Annotated in this window: 16 protein-coding genes; 7 read left to right on the plus strand and 9 right to left on the minus strand. The window is 44.1% G+C overall.

Features of this window, described 5'->3' with window-relative positions; genetic code table 11:
• Positions 1-50 precede the first annotated feature (50 nt).
• Positions 51-2,579 carry a PIG-L family deacetylase gene (locus ACFQZI_RS00985; RefSeq protein WP_377137459.1) on the minus strand — a complete coding sequence of 843 codons (2,529 nt, stop codon included), beginning with the start codon at positions 2,577-2,579 and terminating at the stop codon, positions 51-53.
• Between the two features lie 174 nt (positions 2,580-2,753).
• Here ACFQZI_RS00985 and ACFQZI_RS00990 point away from each other — a divergent pair, with 174 nt between their 5' ends.
• The 4 genes from ACFQZI_RS00990 to ACFQZI_RS01005 are packed head-to-tail and all read left to right on the plus strand — an operon-like array spanning position 2,754 to position 7,366.
• Positions 2,754-3,401, plus strand: coding sequence for a TetR/AcrR family transcriptional regulator (locus tag ACFQZI_RS00990; RefSeq protein ID WP_377137461.1), 648 nt, complete (start codon positions 2,754-2,756; stop codon positions 3,399-3,401).
• Positions 3,402-3,408: 7 nt separating this feature from the next.
• The gene (locus tag ACFQZI_RS00995) at positions 3,409-4,749 is read left to right on the plus strand and encodes a TolC family protein (protein ID WP_377137463.1); all 1,341 of its coding nucleotides are present in this window, start codon (positions 3,409-3,411) and stop codon (positions 4,747-4,749) included.
• Positions 4,750-4,763: 14 nt separating this feature from the next.
• Positions 4,764-5,819, plus strand: a complete 1,056-nt coding sequence (locus ACFQZI_RS01000) for an HlyD family secretion protein (RefSeq protein WP_377137465.1) — start codon at positions 4,764-4,766, stop codon at positions 5,817-5,819.
• 5 nt (positions 5,820-5,824) lie between these two features.
• The gene (locus ACFQZI_RS01005; RefSeq protein WP_377137467.1) at positions 5,825-7,366 is read left to right on the plus strand and encodes a DHA2 family efflux MFS transporter permease subunit; all 1,542 of its coding nucleotides are present in this window, start codon (positions 5,825-5,827) and stop codon (positions 7,364-7,366) included.
• Between the two features lie 214 nt (positions 7,367-7,580).
• Here the strand turns inward: ACFQZI_RS01005 and ACFQZI_RS01010 are convergent, their stop codons facing one another.
• The 3 genes from ACFQZI_RS01010 to ACFQZI_RS01020 all read right to left on the minus strand — a co-directional run bounded on the left by ACFQZI_RS01010 (position 7,581) and on the right by ACFQZI_RS01020 (position 10,681).
• Positions 7,581-8,165 (minus strand): carboxymuconolactone decarboxylase family protein, encoded by a 585-nt coding sequence (locus tag ACFQZI_RS01010; protein ID WP_377137469.1) that lies wholly within the window; start codon positions 8,163-8,165, stop codon positions 7,581-7,583.
• Between the two features lie 139 nt (positions 8,166-8,304).
• Entirely contained in the window at positions 8,305-8,850 is a 546-nt protein-coding gene (locus ACFQZI_RS01015) for a peroxiredoxin (protein WP_377137471.1), read from the minus strand.
• 202 nt (positions 8,851-9,052) lie between these two features.
• Positions 9,053-10,681, minus strand: a complete 1,629-nt coding sequence (locus ACFQZI_RS01020) for an NADP-dependent glyceraldehyde-3-phosphate dehydrogenase (protein WP_377137473.1) — start codon at positions 10,679-10,681, stop codon at positions 9,053-9,055.
• A 177-nt stretch (positions 10,682-10,858) separates the two neighbouring features.
• On the opposite strand from ACFQZI_RS01020, the gene ACFQZI_RS01025 reads away from it, so the two are divergent.
• On the plus strand, positions 10,859-11,725 hold the full coding sequence (locus ACFQZI_RS01025; protein ID WP_377137475.1) for a PfkB family carbohydrate kinase: 867 nt from the start codon (positions 10,859-10,861) through the stop codon (positions 11,723-11,725).
• Positions 11,726-11,804: 79 nt separating this feature from the next.
• Entirely contained in the window at positions 11,805-14,228 is a 2,424-nt protein-coding gene (locus ACFQZI_RS01030; RefSeq protein WP_377137477.1) for an ABC transporter permease, read from the plus strand.
• Positions 14,229-14,275: 47 nt separating this feature from the next.
• Here the strand turns inward: ACFQZI_RS01030 and ACFQZI_RS01035 are convergent, their stop codons facing one another.
• Both ACFQZI_RS01035 and ACFQZI_RS01040 read right to left on the minus strand, forming a co-directional pair.
• The gene (locus ACFQZI_RS01035) at positions 14,276-15,073 is read right to left on the minus strand and encodes a hypothetical protein (RefSeq protein ID WP_377137479.1); all 798 of its coding nucleotides are present in this window, start codon (positions 15,071-15,073) and stop codon (positions 14,276-14,278) included.
• A gap of 23 nt (positions 15,074-15,096) precedes the next feature.
• Positions 15,097-17,166 (minus strand): prolyl oligopeptidase family serine peptidase, encoded by a 2,070-nt coding sequence (locus ACFQZI_RS01040; RefSeq protein ID WP_377137481.1) that lies wholly within the window; start codon positions 17,164-17,166, stop codon positions 15,097-15,099.
• 70 nt (positions 17,167-17,236) lie between these two features.
• Between ACFQZI_RS01040 and ACFQZI_RS01045 the strand changes: the two genes are divergently transcribed.
• A complete protein-coding gene (locus ACFQZI_RS01045; RefSeq protein WP_377137483.1) occupies positions 17,237-17,950 on the plus strand; it encodes a hypothetical protein in 714 nt (237 codons plus the stop codon).
• A gap of 302 nt (positions 17,951-18,252) precedes the next feature.
• Here ACFQZI_RS01045 and ACFQZI_RS01050 read toward each other — a convergent pair whose 3' ends face one another.
• From ACFQZI_RS01050 to ACFQZI_RS01060, 3 genes are read right to left on the minus strand one after another with little or no spacing between them, the layout of a single operon-like run.
• Positions 18,253-19,533: an MFS transporter gene (locus ACFQZI_RS01050; RefSeq protein WP_377137485.1), complete on the minus strand. Its 1,281-nt coding sequence runs from the start codon at positions 19,531-19,533 to the stop codon at positions 18,253-18,255.
• Between the two features lie 5 nt (positions 19,534-19,538).
• Positions 19,539-19,769, minus strand: coding sequence for a hypothetical protein (locus ACFQZI_RS01055; RefSeq protein WP_377137487.1), 231 nt, complete (start codon positions 19,767-19,769; stop codon positions 19,539-19,541).
• 3 nt (positions 19,770-19,772) lie between these two features.
• A complete protein-coding gene (locus ACFQZI_RS01060; RefSeq protein WP_377137489.1) occupies positions 19,773-20,363 on the minus strand; it encodes a TetR/AcrR family transcriptional regulator in 591 nt (196 codons plus the stop codon).
• Positions 20,364-20,521 lie beyond the last annotated feature (158 nt).

The raw sequence follows: 20,521 nt of genomic DNA on the forward strand, positions 1-20,521 counted from the left end.
ATGATGTTGCAAATTTATGTTATTAATGTATTGATGCCTAATGGAAATTACTAATTCTTAGGCTTGCTGAGCAAATTAACAAACAACCTGTAAGCGCCCGGCACACCCGCGGGCAATTGCCTGAAGAATGCCAGCGATGTGTACACAAAACGCCCCTTGCCCAAATTTGTTACAATAAGCGAACCTTTGTTTGGTGCCATACCTGTATCGTTCATTTGAAGGGGAGTACTGTACTGGCTGTCAATATTATCTGCAAAGTACAATCCCCGCTCCTGGATCCAGTCGTTAAAATCGGCTGCTGTTATTTTGTTGGGGTAGTTTAATACCGGGTTGGCGGCATCTGTAAAGGTTACGTTAGCATCTTCCTCGGTTACGCGTTGGTTAACCACCGTGAACGGGTATGGGCCAATATTTTTGGTAACAAGGCCATTGTTGTTATTGTATTGCACTACAAGGTTGCCACCGTTCTTAACGTATTCCATTAGTTTGGGCTGCTCGTAGGCAAGGCGTTCGTTTACATTATAGGCACGCACCCCGGTAACAATGGCATCATAGGCAGATAGGTCGCCGTTAATAATTTCGCTTTCGGTTAGCTGATATACATCATAACCAACTTCGCGTAACGATTCGGGTATCAGATCGCCAGCGCCTGCAATGTAGCCGATTTTTTTACCTGCGGTTTTCAGATCGATGTTCACAAGTTTGGCCTGCGCTGGCGGAAAGATAGTGATAGCAGGAACATGATTGTAGCGAATATCTAACAAGCCCTGCGAAAACGTTTTGCCGTTGGCTGTAACTTCTGCCTGCAATATGGCTGTGTTTGTTTTACTATCCGTTGGTGATACGGTAAAGGCTACCGTCCACTCGTCACCTTTCTTTTTGTCGGCATAATCAATTTTAGCCGGACTGATTTTCCAACCAGCCAATGGTTTTAAGCTGATGCTGCCGCTTGCATTGTTAAAGCTTTTTAGTTTTATCTGTACCGTTTGTGGTTGGGTATTATTAAAAGCGTAAACTTTTTCGGCAATATTGGCGGTAACAGGCGGGGTGATTTCTAACGGCTGGTAAATCTCGCCGCGGGCAGGGTCTACGTATTTATACATCACCTTTCTTGAGTAAATAAGTTTTTTGCCATCTATAACAAATTCAAACATTGCCGTAGGAACATTAGTGTTTTCAGGACGCCCTGCCTGAGTATCGTATGCAAGGGTATAGCTACCAATTCCGTGAGGTGCCTCAAGCCAATAAGGTTGGGATATATTATGTAGCTCAATAGACGGCAAATTAATTGATACTAATTTGTTCGGCTCTAATACCGCCCCGTTTTTATTGTCCCTAACACTTGAGACCTCCTGCCCCGGATCGATTGTTAACGAACTTATAGGGAGTTTGTATGGAGTTAAGAGCTGTGCGGTAATTGGTAACTTATCGCCTACGGCATAAGTTGGTTGATCGGCATACGCCTCAAACCATAATCCCGCGCAGGAGGCTATCAGATCTTTCAGTTCTTTTGTTTTTTGCTTGTGCCAATAATCATAATCGGTATTGGCACGCTCGGTAAGCCTAACCGTCATAAAAGCTTTATTAGTGGCAACGGTCTGGTCAACATCGCCCAATAATGCAACCAATGCGGGTATAGAAGCCTGCGGTGCTTCGGTGTTAAAGGCTTTGGTAATGGCGGTTATTTTTTGCGCTATCGGGGCACCGAATGGTGTTCTGTTCCAGGTTACATCAACGCCATCCATCAGGTCGGTTTTTGGGGCATCGCCAAGTATCGTCTTAAAATATTCAAATGCATCGCCGCGTTGCCTGGCCGAGCCAAAGCCTTGCGATTTGTGGTTACTGCGGCTTTCGGCAGCTATCTCGCCATAGCTTTTACCAAGTATAGGGTTGTAGCCACCCACGTTTATTTTAAACTGATCGGGAGATGTTGTATTTACCGAGCCAAAGCTGAATGTATTCCAAAGCAAACGCTTTGCCTGCCAAACGGTGGTGTATTTTAATTGCTCGGGGTAGCGCTTTGGGTCGGCGGCAGCTGTAAAAGCTTCCTGAGCCAGTATAGCCGATGCGGTGTGGTTACCGTGCCCGCCCTCTCCGGTTGTAGGGAAACGGCAGATCATTACATCGGGCCTAAACCTGCGGATCACCCAAACCATATCGCCCAGTACTTTATCTTTATCCCAAAACTTCAGGGTCTCTTCCGGATTTTTGGAGAAGCCAAAATCATTAGCTCTGCTAAAAAATTGTTCCGCCCCGTCGGTGCGGCGGGCAGCTAATAACTCCTGCGTACGTATCAACCCTAAAAGTTCGCCTTGCTCGGTACCTATCAGGTTTTGCCCGCCATCTCCGCGGGTAAGCGAAAGGTAGCCGGTACGATAGTGTTTTTCCTGGGCCAGGTAACCCAGCAACCGGGTATTCTCATCATCGGGGTGGGCGGCAATATATAGCACGCTGCCAAGCACATTTAGCTTTTTAAGGTTCTGTAATATAGTCCCAATATCTGATGGTGGTGCGGTTTGCGAAAACGCGGTTGAGTACACTAAAAACAATACAAGGGTTATAGGCAGTATTCGCTTCATGGCCACAAATATATCTGAAACAAGTGTTTACGCAATATTTGGTATGATAATTATTCCGTCATAAATTATCAAATCCTTATTATTTAATCGATTGATTGAAATTACAATTGGATGATAAAAGAAACTTTAATTAATCAATCGATTAATTAATTTTGCACCCGACAAACAATAAGAATGGAAAAGGATAAAGTAGATAAAAAAGACCACATACTCGATGTTGCCGAGCGTGTTTTCGCCGAACAGGGGTACGATGGTGCATCAACCCGTATGATATCAGGCGAGGCCGGGGTTAACATGGCTATGCTTAATTATTACTTCGGTTCTAAAGAAGGGGTATTTCTGGCAATTTTTGATCGCCGCATCAGCAATTTTCAATCCGTGCTGCTTAGTATAGGTAACGATGACAGCATCAACTCCTGGGAAAAGCTCGACAAGTATCTCGATAACTACATAGATAAGGTGGTAACAAACAACTGCTTTCACATTATGCTTAACCGCGAGATCTCTAAAGCGAAGAAAAGCGACCTTACCGACCAGATAACGGATATTATGATGAAAAACGTAAATGTTTTTCTGGGCATCATAGCAGAAGGCATTAAAAAAGGAGATTTTAATAAGGATGCCGACCAGCAGCTTTTGGTAGCTACCATCTTCGGTACAAAAAATTATATCATAAATACCCCGCATATATCTTCAAAGGTGCTTGGCTATGATGTGCTGGACGTAGACGTTCAGAATGACCTGCTTAAGCCCCGTTTTAAAAAGTATATGAAAACATTGTTAAAAGCTTACTTGCAAAATGAAAATGACAACAATAAATAATACACACTTGAAACCCTCACAACTAAACAAAGCCCTAAGGGCCGCGGGTAGTTTGGCCATGCTGTTACTGGCATTGCTAATTGCCAACCCCGCCGCCGCGCAGGACAAAACCCTTACACTGGAGGAGGCCCTTAAGCTGGGGATTGAAAACAGCAAAGTGCTTAAACTTTCACAATCGCGCATAGACCAGGCTGTATCTCAATACCAGCAGGCCAGGGACCGCTCGTTACCAACAGGTAAAGCAAGTTTTGGCTACAATCGCGCCCAAATACCTGCCAATAAATTAAATTTTGGCGAAGAAAGTTTATCGCTGCCTACAAGCGCTAATGCTTACCTGGGTACGCTATCATTAAACCAGGTTATTTTTTCGGGTAATAAATTAAAGTATGCTCGCCAGTCAACCAACCTGTTAACCGAGGTTGCCCGTTTAGATGCTGTTAACGACAAAGACCAGATAGCGTACAATATTATCGACTCATACTACAACCTGTACAAGGTGCTGCAAAGCAAAAAAGTGGTTGAGCAAAACTTGGCTACCATTGATGCGCAGATTAAACAATCGCAGCGCTTTTTTGACCAGGGCCTGGTTACCAAAAATGATGTTTTACGTTTCCAGTTACAGCGCTCAAACATCGAGCTAAACGGAATTGACCTGGAAAATAACCGCCGTATTATTAACTATAATATGAATATCCTTTTAGGCTTGCCCGAAACTACACAGCTAAACATAGCGCAGATAGTTGAAGCAGACCGTACCGCGTTGCCGCTTACAAGCTACCTTGATTCGGCCATGACCAATCGCCCCGAGTTTAAACAGTTAGACTTACGCACACAGGTTGCCGATATAAATATCAAAAACATAAAGGCAAATACATTGCCAACGCTGTCGGCATCGGGCAGTGCTTACTATGTAGGTACATCTGCAAACCCACTGCCTAAAAGCGGTAATTACATTACCCCAATATCTATAGGTTTAACCGTGGGATGGGATTTCGGAACCCTTTGGACAAACAAGAACAAGGTTAACGAAGCTAAACTACAGCGCGAAGAGGTGGTTATTAACCGCGGCATCACCATGGATAACATTAAAAATGAAGTTAACCAAAGCTACCAGAACTATAAAGCCGCTTTAGACAGGATAGCCCTGCTGCAAACCTCTATAAACCAGGCGCAGGAAAACAACCGCATCCTCGAAAATAAATACCGCAGCAACATATCATCATCAATTGATCGTGCTGATGCACAAACCTTACTTTACCAGGCAGAAATAAACCTGGAACTGGCAAAAGCCGATGCAGGCCTTGCATACTATACATTATTAAAATCAACAGGAAAACTTAACAAATAATTACAATATAAGCGATGGCAAAGGAAACACAAGAAGCAGAACCTAAAAAGAAAAATAAGGTACTTCCTATAATTTTAGGGGTAGTTCTTTTAGGGGGTATCATATTTGGAGTAAAAGAATATATATACTTCAGTAAGCACGTAGATACTGATGATGCGCAGATAGATGGCGACATAAGCCCGGTTGTGGCGCGTGTTGGCGGCTATGTAGACAGCATCATGTTTGAAGAAAACACGCACGTTAACAAAGGCCAGTTACTGGTAAAGATTGACGACCGCGATTACAAAGTAAAATTAGAGCAGGCACAGGCCGCGCAGGTTGGTGCAAGCGCAAACATTAATGTAGGCGAATCGCAGATCTCGAGCACTGCCGCAAACTCGTCAAGCGCTAAGGCCGAGGTAGCATCTGCTAAAGCACGTTTAGATAAGGTACGTAAGGATTACGACCGTTATGCTAACCTGGTTCAGGACGGATCTGTTACCCGCCAGCAATTTGACCAGGCAAAGGCCGATCTTGAAGTGGCACAGGCAAACTACAACGCGTCACGCGATAAATACAAAGCCGCTGTTGAGCAAATTGCCACCAGCCGCAGCCAGTTAAAGGTTACCAACACTGGTGTAAGCCAAAGACAGGTTGATATTGATTACGCCAAACTACAGTTATCATATACCAATATTAAATCGCCTGCGAGTGGTGTAGTGGCTAAAAAGAATGTGCAGGTTGGCCAGTTGGTACAGGCAGGGCAAACGTTATTCTCTGTAGTGAACGATAACAGTATTTATGTTACCGCCAACTTTAAAGAAACCCAGTTAGAAAATATTAAGAACGGTTTAAAGGTTGACCTTAAGGTTGATGCTTACCCCGATCTTAAAATTGAAGGTACAGTTTACAATTTTTCGCCTGCTACAGGTGCTAAATTCTCATTACTGCCGCCGGATAATGCTACCGGTAACTTCGTAAAAGTTGTACAACGCGTGCCTGTTAAAATCAAGATCACCGGCAGCAAAGAAGAGATAGCGAAACTACGCCCGGGTATGAGCGTTGACGTTTCGGTAATTACAAAAGACTAAATAACATGGCTGAAACTGGCTTTAAAAAATGGATTATTACCATTACGGTAATTATGGCGTCGTTGCTTGAGCTTATCGACACCACCATTGTAAACGTTGCTATACCGCATATACAGGGTAACCTTGGTGCAACCTTAGAGGATATTGCCTGGGTGGTTACAGGTTATGCTGTAGCAAACGTTATTATACTCCCCATGTCGGGATGGCTTGGCGGGCGTTTTGGCCGTAAGCAGTATTTCCTTACATCTATCATCGTATTTACCATCGCATCTTTCCTTTGTGGTAACGCCACCTCGCTTGATGAACTGGTTATCTTCCGTATTCTGCAGGGTATTGCGGGTGGGGGCTTAATATCTACCGGTCAAACCATCCTGATAGAGACCTGGCCGCGCGAACAAATTGGTACCGCTACAGCCTTATTTGGTTTAGGCGCGGTAGTAGGCCCTACAGTTGGCCCAACCATAGGTGGCTGGATAACTGAGAACTATTCTTGGCCGTGGATCTTTTACGTGAACTTACCTGTAGGGGCGCTTGCCGCGTTCCTTGCCTATACGTTTATTAACGAAACACCAAAAGCCGAAAAGCGGCCTATTGACTGGTGGGGCATTGGCTTATTAGCGGTTGCTGTTGGCAGTTTGCAAACCATCCTTGAAAAAGGCGAGTCGGAAGACTGGTTTGCTACAACCTATATTGTGGTTTTAACTGTTACAGCCGTTTTAGGTACGTTACTATTTATCTGGCGGGAGTTAAGTACCGAGCACCCTATTGTAAACTTTGGTATAATGCGGCACCGCAGTTTCGCGGTGGGTATGTTTACCTCCTTTATACTTGGTTTTGGGTTGTATGGGTCGGTGTTTGTGTTCCCGGTGTTCTGTCAAAATTTGCTTGGGTTTAACGCGCAGCAAACGGGCGAGCTGTTATTCCCCGGCGGGCTATGTACCATATTTATGATGCCGTTTATTGGTAAGATGCTTAACAAAGGTATCCCCGCGCAATTTATGGCAACCGGTGGTATGTTCCTGTTCTTTGTATTTACCTGGATGCTGAGCAACTCTACCCTGGCAACAGGCGAAAGAGATGTATTGATACCATTGTTGATACGCGGTGTTGGTATGGCCTTGTTATTTGTGCCATTAACTACACTTGCCATGGCCGACCTGAAAGGACCCGAACTTGGGCAAGGCTCCGGCTTGAACAACATGATGCGCCAATTGGGCGGTTCATTTGGTATAGCGGCCTTAACAACCATTATACACATTCGCCAGGGTTTCCACAGGAGCACACTGATAGAACATGTTAACCCTTATAACCCCGCGTTTACCGAAAGGCTGCACATGCTTACCCAGGGTTTTATAGCTAAGGGTAAATCGGTACTTGACGCTACACATATGGCCTATGCTGCTATTGAGGGAACCGTTATAAGGCAAACCATGCTGTTAAGTTACGATGATGCCTACTGGATCTCGGGGTTGATCATGCTGTTCTCGATACCATTACTATACCTGCAGCCGTTTAAAAAGCTAAAGGCTGTGGCAGATTCCCACTAAAAACAAAGCCATTCTGTTCTTACGAACGGAATGGCTTTTCCAAAAAATCAACAATTAAATTTGTATTCCTCCCGGTTACCGACATTATAACTATAAAATTATAATGGTGACCGGGATTCGTAATAATCTAAGTGTTAAAAATAAGTGTTTTAAATCAACAAATTAAAATTTTAACAGAGATTATTTTTAAACAAACCGAAAATCTTTGTTTTAATTAGAAAATAATTTTGCCGGTTGCTGTTACCAATGAGGCTATCCTAACGGCATCAAATATCCGCTCTTCGGTAGTGCCTAATTTTATTAACGAATCTTCGTGCGCGTTAACACACATTTCGCAGCCGTTAACTGCCGATATGGCCAGGCTCATCAATTCAAAAAACTCTTTCCCGGTAACAGGTTTCATCATTAGCTGCATGCGTATGCGTGCCGGTATTTGGGTGTATTTTTCCTTTTGTGTAAAGTGCCTGAAACGGTAAAAGATATTGTTTGATGCCAGTAACGATGCGCATCCAATGGCTTCAGCTACATCAGCATCGGTAGCTTCATTTTGCTTCGCGATATTAGTGTAGTAAGCAACAAGCGGCCCGTTTTGGTTATTAGCGGCAGTGCTTAAACCCAATAAGGCGCATTCTTTAGCGCTTAAATGCTCGGATATTAAGGTGCTTGTAAAATTCAGTTTCAGATCACGCAGGTAGCGCGATTCGCCGGCTTCTAAAAGGCTTATGGCCGGGGTGCGGTATGTTTTATCGAGGCCTGTTGTTTCCAGCAGTTCCTGTACTATTTCGGTGCTTTCGCTCATGTTAGTAGATATTAAATGTTAAAAAAATAACCACAGAAAACACAGAGTTTTCACAGAGGGCACAAAGGTATTTCTCTGTGTACTTTGTGGTTTTCTCTCAGTGTGCTCTGTGGCTAATTTATAAACCTTTTAAGGTTAATTACGCTGTTAAAGTTTCCTGGCCTTTTTCCCAGTTACAAGGGCAAAGCTCGTCGGTTTGTAAACCATCAAGCACACGTAAAACTTCTTTAACGTTACGGCCAACGTTAAGGTCGTTAACAGATACCCAACGGATAATGCCGGTAGGGTCAATAATAAATGTAGCACGGTAAGCTATTTTTTCGTTTGGTTCTAAAATACCAAGCTCTTCTGCTAATGATTTTGACGTATCGGCAAGCATCGGGAATTTAAGGTCGCGCAGGTCGTCGTGGTGGGTTCTCCAGGCAGCGTGTACAAACTCGCTGTCGGTTGATGCACCAATAAGGCGGGTTTCGCGGTCGCGGAATTCACCGAAGTTTTTGTTGAACTCAGCTATTTCGGTAGGGCATACAAAAGTGAAATCTTTTGGCCACCAGAACATTACGGTCCAAACGTTGTCGTCGTTAACCAGGTAGTCAGAAGTTAATGTTTCAAACTCTTTACCTTTTTCAAGACTAACTACTGCGGTTTTAGAAAATTGAGGAAATTTTTGTCCTATCGTTAACATAATGGTTGTTTTGTTAAAATTTATGCAACAAATATAGGCAAAAAGGGGCTTGACAGCTTATCTTAAAAATCTATATGATATAGTTTTTATCTATGATGTAAATGGTTGGTATTGAGGTGATCTATTGGTTAGTATTTGAATTGATTGCAAGAAAGGCGGCGTTCAATATTGCTGCTGAACGCCGCCTTTATAATTAATATACCTACAAAATAAACTTGGTACTCAAAAAGTTCGAGTCGTTATCATTCACGATCTCGTTAATGATCTGTTTATTGGCATCATTAAGCTTTGTGGCAACCAGCGAGCGGATAGAGAACGACCTTAAGGCGTCATGTACCGACAGGGTTCCTTCCGCGCTATCCTTACGCCCGGTGAAGGGGAACACATCCGGTCCGCGCTGGCACTGGCTGTTGATGTTTACACGGCTCACCAGGTTTACAAACGGATCTATCAGTGCCGAGATCTCTTTGGCATCGTTACTAAAAATACTTACCTGCATGCCATGCGGCGAATCTATCTGGTACGCTATGGGCTCCTCAATATCCTCAAAAGGGATAACCGGGATAATAGGGCCAAACTGCTCCTCGCGGTAAAGTTTCATTTTTTCGATTACCGGGTATACCACCGCCGGGAATACAAACGAACCTGCCGTTACGCCGCCATGCTCGTTTATTACTTTAGCTCCGTTGGTAATGGCATCATCTATACATTCCTTCAGGTAGTCGGGTTTGTGTGGCTCGGGCAATGGGGTTAGTTTCACGCCATCGGTCCAGGGCAGGCCGGGTTTTAAAGCTTCTACCGCGTCGCTGAACAACTTCAAAAATTCATCCGCTACCGACTTATGCACAAATATGATCTTAATAGCGGTACAACGCTGCCCGTTAAATGATAGCGAACCCAATATACATTCGCTCACAGCCAGCTTAAGGTCGGCATTTTTGGTGATGATGGCGGCGTTTTTGGCATCAAGGCTAAGCACAGCGCGCAAGCGGTTAACTTTTGGGTGGCGTTTCTTTAGATCGTTGGCCACCTTGCTGCTGCCAATAAATGCCAGTACGTTTATTTTACCCGTAGCCATCAGCCCCGGTGTAACTACGGCGCCACGGCCGTAAACGGTGTTCACCACACCTTTGGGGAACGAATCTTTAAAAGCTTCCAGTAAGGGATAGTGCAGCAGGGTCCCATGTTTAGGTGGTTTAAACAATATGGTGTTGCCCATAATAAGGGCGGGTATAAGTGTGGTAAAAGTTTCGTTAAGCGGGTAGTTGAACGGGCCCATACAAAGTACCACACCCAGCGGCGAACGGCGGATCTGGGCTATCAACCCCTCGGCCATCTCAAACCGTGATGAATGTCGGTCAATGTCTTTTAAGCCATCGATGGTAGCATTTATATATTCAACGGTGCGGTCAAATTCTTTTGCCGAGTCGGCGTATGACTTGCCTATCTCCCACATCAGCAGTTTAATTGTAAGCGTGCGCTGTTCTATCATTTTGTACACAAACTTATCCATGCACTTAATGCGGTCGGCAATGCTCATGGTGGGCCATTCGCCGCGGCCATTATCGTATGCTGCAAGGGCGGCTTCCATGGCCTCCATAGCCTCATATTCGCCGCAAACGGGGTAGGTGCCTATTAGTTTACGTTTCAATGAGCCATCGGCCTGCGGAATCATCACGGGAGAATACACCTCGCTCACTTCGCCGTCCCACCGGCGCATTTCGCCATTTACAAGGTACTCGCGCTGGTGTACCTCTGTAATTTGGTGCTCGGCAGGTATGGCATCTTCGGGCACAAACATGGCCTGTAGCTTATCCTTAAAGTTTTCCATAGAGTAGTGGTTTTGTTAATGCAATATAATGCATTTTATAAAATACAAATATTATTTATTGCAGGTTAGTGTAAATTTTACACTGATGAACCTGAGCGCTAAATTTTATGGCTGATGTAAATTGACGGGCAGAATATTACATTTGTAACCCACGCTTAACATCAATTTAATTTACGCATGTACGATATTTGTTGCATAGGGCATATTACCTTAGATAAAATTGTTACCCCCAAAGCTGAGAAACACATGGCGGGCGGTACGGCCTTCTATTTTTCTAACGCCATCCGCAATATGCCTGTGAAGTATGGCTTGGTTACGGCCGTTGCCGATAGCGAACTCCCCAGCGTTGAAGCTTTACGCGATAAAGGTATTGAGGTAAAAGTTTTACCAAGCGCTTATACCGTTTACTTCGAAAATATTTATGGCGAGAACCAGGACAACCGCACCCAGCGCGTGCTGCAAAAAGCAGATGCCTTTATTGCTGATGACCTTAAAGATACCGAAGCCATAATCTTTCATCTTGGCCCGCTGCTGGCCGATGATATGTCGACCGAGTTAATTAAAGCTTTGTTTAGCAGGGGCAATGTATCGGTGGATGCGCAGGGATACCTGCGTGAGGTAATAGACAAAGGCGTACACGCCATTGACTGGGCCGATAAACGCGAAGCCCTGAAATATATTGACGTACTAAAAGTTAACGAGCACGAATTGGAAGTGCTTACCGGCATAGCCGATATAAAGCAAGGCGCCAAAATACTGGCCGAATGGGGCGTAAAGGAAGTGGTGGTAACCCGCGGCAGCCTGGGTTCGGTTATTTACCACGATAGTATTTATTACAACATCCCGGCCTACAAACCTACCGAAGTGGTAGATGCCACCGGCTGCGGCGACACCTATATGGCAGGTTACCTGTACAAGCGCGTTAAAGGCGCCGACATCCAAAAAGCCGGCGAATTTGCCGCCGCCATGGCAGGGTTAAAAATTGAAACCTCCGGCCCGTTTGAAGGTAGTGAAGAAGATGTTTTGAGGATGATGGAACGATAGGGGTATTATTTTCCTGATCTTATACTTTTTTTGCTCGCAATGGTAACTAATATTTTAATTTAGTTGAAAAACTAAGCTTATGTTGCGTAACCTGTTGTTAGTAACTTACCGGAACCTGTTCAAAAACAGATCTTACACCTTAATTAATGTAATTGGTTTAAGCCTTGGCATCGCGGTTTTTATCGTGATAAGCGCATATGTAAATTTCGAGAAGAGCTTTGATAACATGTACCCTGATGCCAACCGCATTTACCGGGTAGAGAGTAAGTTTTACCGCTCGGGCGAAATTACGGATAGCTGGGCAACAGCCAGTAATGGTTATGCAAAAGCCATGTATGATAACCTGCCGGGCATTGCAAGTTATGCCCGTATTAGTTGGGAGGCTAACGAAAGGGATGTACGATATCAGGATATAAAGCACCGTGAACAGCGCGTTTGCTTTGCTGATAGCAATTTTGTGTCCTTTTTTAACCTTCCCTTAGTTAAAGGCGATGCGGCAACAGCATTAAAAAATATTAACACCATTGTTATTTCAGAGGCATCAGCAAAAAAATATTTTGGCAGCGCCGATGCCGCAATGGGTAAAACAATGCAGTTATCTACCCGCTTTAACAACAATAGCTGCATGGTAACAGGTGTGTTTAAAGATTTGCCGGTTAATTCAACATTGCAGTTTAATATGCTGATATCTTTTGCTACCGCGCCGGATTGGATCAAGCAGTTTTGGTATCAGCATAACAATTACACATTTATTAAGCTAAAGCCAAACGCATCGCCAAAAGCCATAGAAGACCAGTTCCCCGCCATGGCCGAACGCTTTAAAACGGAGCAACCCTTAAAAGAACTTAAATGGGCGGTACAGCTTACCCCGCTGGCCAAAATCCATTTAAATACTATAAAACCATACGAAATGGAGGTTAAGGGTAACCGCAGTGCTGTTAACTTTTTGCAGATAATGGCTTACGTTATTTTGTTGATCGCGTGTATTAACTACATCAACCTGGCCACTACAAAATCTGTAGACAGGGCCCGCGAAGTGGGGATCAGAAAGGTAAGCGGCGCGCATACTTCTCAATTGGTGCTCCAATTTTTCATCGAATCGTTTATAATCAATCTCATATCACTTTTTTTTGCCGCGTTGCTTGTAATAGGCATAAGGCAATTGTTGCAACAAATTTCAGGGGATAGCAAAACTTACGAATTGCTAATAAATGGCCCGCTTATTATAAAAGTTACCGTCGTTTTTATTGGAAGTGTACTGTTATCAGGCATCTATCCGTCAGTTGTTTTATCGAGGTTAAAACCTATTAAGGTTCTTAAGGGGCGTTTTGCTTTTTCTAAAAGCGGTGTGTGGCTGCGCCAGGGAATGGTATCCTTCCAGTTTGCAGCATCACTATTATTATTGGCAGGTACGATGGCCGTTTACAGGCAGCTTAATTACATGAGTAGCGAGCAAACGGGCATAAACCTTAAGCAAACTATCGTGCTTAAAGCACCCTCTATTACAAACAACTATTTGCAAAAAGTGAATAGCTTTAAAAGCAGCGCTGCAAACTTAGCCGGGGTACAGGAAGTGAGTGTATCCGGCGCGGTTCCGGGTAAGCAAGTAGCTATGGCTGCCGCCTGCCGGAGGTACGGCACCTCAAAAGCAGAAGAACGTACATATGATATGCTGCGGGTTGACTTTGATTTTATGAAGATGTACCAACTGCAGCTAATAGCGGGTAGAGCGTACGACAGAACAAACACCGGCGACTCCACCAAAGTTATCCTGAATGAAGCCGCAGTTAGGCAATTTGGTTTTGCATCTGCCCAAGATGCGGTTGGTAAAAAGATCTGGGTAGAATCTTTAGATAAAGTACCTAACGAGATCATCGGTGTTATTAAAGACTATCACCAACAATCGCTAAAAGAGGCATACTTTGCAACCGTGCTGTTTATGGACCCTAAACTTACCTGGGTGCCGCTTAAGTATATTTCACTTAAGGTTAACCAGGCGCAATTGCCCAAAATAAGCCAAAACCTTAAACAAACATGGGAGGGATTTTTCCCCGAATCTTCTTTCGATTATTTTTTCCTTGATGATTTTTACGCCCGGCAGTATGAGCAGGATATCCATTTTGGGCAGGTGTTTATGCTGTTTTCATCCATGGCGATAATTATTGCATGTTTGGGCTTATTTGGCTTAACAACTTACTCTACCGCCTGCCGGCGCAGGGAGATAGGTATCCGCAAGGTATTGGGCGCATCTGCACAAAGTATAGTGCAAATGCTAACCAACGATATGCTGAAACTGATTGCAGCGGCAAGTGTAGTAGCCATACCATTGGCCGTATTGCTTATTTATCAATGGTTGCAGGGTTACGCGTTTAAAGTAGAAATAACCTGGTGGCAGTTTATATTGCCCGTGGTAACGTTAATGCTTATATCTTTTTCTGTTACCATATACCTTACCTACCAGGCGGCACAAACTAATCCTGTAAAAACCTTGAAAGATGAGTAGAGGGAGGTGCGCGTTCAGCTGACGTATAAATAACCGTCATTTTGTATCTAACATCCCGATATCGCATGCCAGCCAACTACCTTTAATAGTTTGCCCGTTTCGGCGGGTTTTGATAAATATAATGTAGCTCGTTGCATGTTATAATCGTTGGTTGTATCCATGATAAGATCGGGGCGACCGTCACCATCAATGTCACCTATAAAGATCAGAGTGCTTATCACATCGTCAAACATAGCGACAGAAAGTAGCACTTGATTGTATTCTTGCCCACCGATAACAGCCTTAATAAATAATTTATAACCAGATACATTGTAAGGTTCGCGCTTTAGTGAGGTAGATTTATTTGTACCTGTTGCATAAAGGATATATTTTATACCGTTGCATATAAAGTCTTCATGCTCGCCGGGTAATATATACTCATTCTTGAACGGGATAGCTGTTATTGGTCTGCTTTGCAAATAATCAAGACCAGAAATTAAAAGTATGGAAGTGTCCTTAACACTGGGAGAAACCATCCACCCCGTTTTTTGACCGGCTTCATCTAAGACGGCGTCGTTTTCGCGGGTCAGCTTAATTTGAGTTGGCCTGATATAATAACCGGTATCTGTTTTAAAGATCCCCATCCACTTATACTTAGATGAATGAGGGTCTACTTCGTCTTCATGAAAAACACCGCCGCCGGTAAGTATCCTGGCCGGGTAAATGGTATCTGCTGGAAAATCCATTGTCTTCCATTCATTTTGGCTGATAATACTGTCGGTCTTGTTAACAGTTATCTTCTTCTTTTTAACCGTAACAAGCTGTTTATCTGCCTTGCTTTTGCAGCCAACTAAACCAAGTGCCATAATAAATACTATAATTATGCGCATTACATCCCCAACTGGTTCATTACATATTCAAAAATAAACGTCCAGTTTTCTATGGCTTGCTGGGTGCTTTGGCCGCTGCCGTGGCCGCTGTCAAAATCCATGTGGAGGATGATGGGGCTGGTTTGTCCGGGGTTATTTTGCAGGGCGGCTACAAACTTTTTGGCGTTCATAGGGTCTACACGTGTATCGTTAGCGCCGGCGGTTACCAGCATGGGCGGTACGTTTACACCCATACGAATGTTTTGATATGGCGAATAACGCAACAACCAGCGGAACTGCTCCGGATCTTCGGCCGCGCCATACTCGGGGATCCAATAACGGGCTATCAGGAATTTATGGTAACGCAGCATATCCAGTAAAGGCACCTCGCAAACAATGGCTTTGAACAGGTCGGGCCGTTGCGTAGCGGCGGCTCCCATCAACAGGCCGCCGTTGCTGCCGCCAAGGGCAACTATCTTGCTTTCGGTAGTGTATTTCTCTTTAATGAGCCATTCCGCGCAGGCATAAAAATCATCAAAGCTGTTTTGCTTTTTGGCCAGCATCCCGTCCAGGTGCCATTGCTCGCCAAACTCGTCGCCACCACGGATGCCCGCGTTAACTACGATGCCGCCCGCCTGGATGAACGGCGCGTAAAAACCAAAATAGCCCGGCTTAATGCCCGACTGGAAGCCACCGTAAGCGGTTAACAGCACCGGGTTTTTGCCATCCATTTTTATATCCTTGCGGTGTACCACAAAGGCGGGCACACGGCTGCCATCTTTACTGATGTAGAATTTAATTTCGCCTGTTATCTCGCTCATATCCACAGGCAACTGGCGCTGGTAAAACAGCTTCCATTTATAATCCTTTGGCGAGGCCACGTACGTTTTTGGGGTAGAGGTAAACGTTACCAGCGATATATAGATCTTATCCTCCTCGCGGTCGTAACTTACGCCGCCAATGCTGCCTTTCTCGGGCAGGGGCATGGCGCGTAGCTTTTTGCCGTTCAGGTCGTATATGGTCAAACGGCTTTCAATGTCCTTTTTATCCTGTATGATGATGCTGTTTTTAGTGACCACATAAGCCTCCATCACCGTGCTGCTTTCGGGGATAAGCACCTTCCAGTTCTTAAATTCGGGATGTGCCTTGTCGGCCACCATCAGCTTGCTGTTTGGGGCCTTATCGTTGGTTTTTATGTACAAACGGTTGCCAATGGCCTCGGGATAAGCCTGCGATTTTTTGCTGCTGAAGATCAACTTTCCTTCCTTCAAGCTCCCGGTAGGGCGCATACGCAAACTGCTAGAGTAAAAATCGCCCTCTCCGCTAAAGGTTACATCGCTGTAGCGGTTATCGTAAATAAAGTAGCTGTTTTTGGCGTCGGCAGTGGTGCCAACAAATGTGGCCTTTTCGATCGGGTCGCCAACTTTTAGGTAGTAGGTTTTAAGCGGGCGTTGCTTGTCCACATCTTCCTGGCTGCGCAGGGTAACGTAAGCGTGCTGCTGGTCCTGCGCCCAATCGAACCCGCTGGTGTTGGTGACAGGAGCGTGGATCTGCTTGCCGGTGCGAGTATCAATAAAGTAAACCGTGTTCACTTCGGCACCGCTTTTTTGCGCGCTGATGGCCGCGCGTTCGCCATCGTAAGTATAGTTGGTGCCGCTGGTAGAGATCTTGCCATCAGGGTCGAGCGCCACAGGGTCCCATATCAAGATCTTTTTGCCATCAATAATGGTGTAGATCTTATACTGCTTGTCGCCCTTTTTCTTTACGGTTTGAAAAACGCGCTTACCAACCGTGTTTAGCGGGCCCTCATAATCCATATTAAGGTAAGCGGCAATCTTTTCTTTCAGATCGGGGTGTACTTTTTGGGTTTTCTTAAGGTATTCAACTCCGTAATCGTGCTGTTTTTTGGTCCATTCAATAACGTCTTCGTTCTTTTTATCTTCCAGCCAGCGGTAATTGTCGGTTAACTGCACGCCGTGGAGCGTATCAACAACGGGTATGGCTTTGGTTTTAGGCGGATCGAATTTCACTTGTGCATTTGCAGCCATAGTGGCGGTAGTAATTAGGGTGAGCAACAGGGTGCGTTTCATTGAAATATGGATAGGGATAATGAGCTAAATATAGGCAGATATTTTATACATTTATAAAAACCTTAACTATATGACAGTCAGCACAAAAAAATTTATTCTTTACCCTAATGCCCAATGGTATTTCGCTTTAGCCATCATCACTACGTGGGTGGGTTTCTCCATGTCGTATTTTGCGCGGCTTGAGCAGGTAACCATTTATCATCATATCCACGGTGCAACAGCCGGGCTTTGGTTGGCTTTAATGGTAGTGCAACCCATCTTATATAATCGTGGTAAGTTAAAATTACACCGAAAGTTGGGGTGGATAGGGTCATTAACCCTGATGCCGCTTATGGTTTTAGGCGGATTGAAAATGATGCAGTTGGGTATTATTAACCAGGCATCGTACCCGCCGGGTGTCATCTATCGCTTGTCGTTTATTGATGCTTATTCGCTCATCCAATTCATTCTGTTTTATGTGCTGAGTATTTACAACGCTAAACATATTCATGCCCATGCACGGTATATGGCTTGTACGGTGCTAACTATTTTGCCGCCTGCAATAACCCGGCTATTATTCTTTATCCCGTGGTTTAATAATTTTAACAAAACCCTTAACGGCAGCTTTACTATAGTTGAGCTGATTTTATTTATCTTGATTTGGGATGATAAAAGATCGGGAAAGTTCCGCGCGCCGTATTTTGTTGCGATGGCCATATTTGCCCTGCTGCACCTAACTATGAATTTGGTAAGCGGCTGGCCGTGGTGGAAAGACGCGATGGACTGGTATGCGAGAGGGAAATAAATGGAAATATAACCGTTTTTTGGGGATGACCGGCATGTGTAAATTAACCATAGTATTTAAAATGAAAGTGTAAACAGCATATAGGATTACACGCAAAAAAACAGGGTGTCCCATTCTGTCCCGTTTTTTAACAAGTGGGACACCCCAACAAAAATCAACAATATCTTTATCTACAGAATATTCTGTATTCTATATATAGAAGCACTTGATGTAAAATTGAAATGCCTTGCTTTGTTAATATTTGATAATCAGATATTTGTGAATTTATAAATGTAGTGTCTCACAAAGTGGGACACCTGATTTTAAAAGCCTTCACTTATAGTTGCTTCTTCGGGTATCACAACCTTTGTGCTATCCAATTTTCTTTTGGTCATTTTATCTACCCGCCACATTAAAAGTGTACTGATGATAGAGATAACTACAATTACATATCCAACCACATTATAGTTCTGTAAAGGCGCGCCTTTGCCCGGCTGAGATACTATTAAACCTGCTACGGCTGCGGCAATACCACCTGCAATTTGCTGCAGCGATGAATTGATGCTCATGAAGGCGCCGCGGTCGCTCATTTCGGGAATGGCGCTGGTTAATGCCGACGACGGGATAATACGGCTCATGATACCCATCATCATTAATATATTAAGCGCCATTACCAACCATAAAGGCGTTACACTAAGATTTGTGTAAACCACGCACATGATCATCATCCAAACGGATGCCACCGCGAAGATCTTAAACTTATCTACCTTATCGCTCAATTTACCTATCATGGGCATTATCAATAAAGAACTCAGGCCCGATACCATTAACAGCATGGTTAATTGATTGTAGTTAACCCCCAGGTTATTTACCGCGAAGGCACTGCCAAAAGGCATCATCATAAAGCCTCCTATTGATAGCAATGCGGTAGCGGTAAAGCCTACCCGGTAATCGGCCTTAGATACCGTATGCCATAAATGCGCCAGCGCCGACCGGTCCCTTTGAATAGCAAGGTGGGCTGTTAGTGGTTTTAGGTAAAAGCCAATAGCCGCCGCTATACATACGCTTAACCCGGCAATCATCCAAAAGGGTGCTTCCCATTGCCATAATGTAGCAATGTAAATGCCTATAGGTACACCTAATACCTGGCTTGCGCCAAAGCCCATCTGTATAAAGCCCATTACACGGCCGCGTTGCTGCAGGGCAAATATGTCGGTAATGATAGCCATAGAAATGGAACCGATTACCCCGCCAAACAAACCTGTTATAATACGGGCTGCTACCAGCGCAGCATAAGAATGCGCCATACCGCAGAAGATGGTACCCACAATAAAGCCAATGTAAAAGAACAGCAGCAATTTTTTACGGTCGAACTTATCTGCGAAGCCTGCTGTTAATAAGCCCGAAATACCTGCGCTAAAAGCATAAGCTGATACCGCGAAACCGAAGGCCTTGGGTTGTAAGTTGAGCGATTTCATAAGCATATCGCCCAGGGGCGACATCACCATAAAATCTAATATCACTGTAAACTGGGTGATAGCCAGTATAAATATTACAAATTTTTGGTAGCCCGTAAAAGGTACTGCCTGTTGGGTATTTTCCATTTTGTTTAGGTTAGTTCACAGCAGTAATAGCCGTGGCTGTTCATTAATTCAATTACCTGGGGGTGCTTTAGCGTATATGATACTATCCGCAAAACGCAATCCTCATCTTCCATATCCACACTCCAGCACTGCACGGCGGGGTTTCCATCAAGTATGGTGTGCAAAAAACTTTTATCGCCCTCGCAGTTAACGTTGGTTTTAAAGAGCAGTATGTGGTCAAAATTTTCTGTGTTCATAAGTTACTTTTTTAAGGCCTTTACAACCAGGTCAAATGCTTTCCAAAGTATTTCATCTGTTAATTTAAATGGCTGCCCGCTCAGGCTCTGCCCCTCATTATCAAAACGGATAAGGTTATATAATGGGGCGAAAGCAACAGACCAGTATATTTCAAAAGGCATGTGTTCTATCTCGCCCCGCTCAATAATGTTGGTCATGAATTTGCCCATTATAATTTTAAAATCACTCAGGTAATTACTCAAAAATTCTTGCTGGTAGCTTGATGTTCTTAATTGTTCAAAAAACGAATTCAGCAGTGGCCTGTCCCTGGTGTATTGAAAGCGGTTTTTCCATTGCGTTCTCAAGCCGTCTTTAAACGGCATATCGGGTGCAAAGTCTTTTAACATCGCGTCTGCCATTGCTGTTCCTTCTTCCATGGCAATTTTCAGGATCAGGTCATCCCGGTCTTTATAATAGATATACAGCGTAGCTACCGAAATACTACAGGCCTTAGCCAGTTTGTTCATGCTAAAGCCTTCCAGCCCATCCTTTACGATCAGTTCAATCGCTTTTTGCTTTACCAGCTGTACCTTATCTATGTTTCTGATGCGCATTTTTAATTATTTGACGGCACAAATATAAATGAATATTCATTCATTTATAAATTATTTGTATTTATTTCGCCTCCTCCCTAACAATATTGTGACCTTATAACTATAAGACGATTAACTGCCCATAACTTTTTATATTAGCTAAAACCAATATTTGTAAG

Origin of the sequence: Mucilaginibacter lutimaris, assembly GCF_042676625.1 — a bacterium.
Taxonomy (GTDB): domain Bacteria; phylum Bacteroidota; class Bacteroidia; order Sphingobacteriales; family Sphingobacteriaceae; genus Mucilaginibacter; species Mucilaginibacter lutimaris.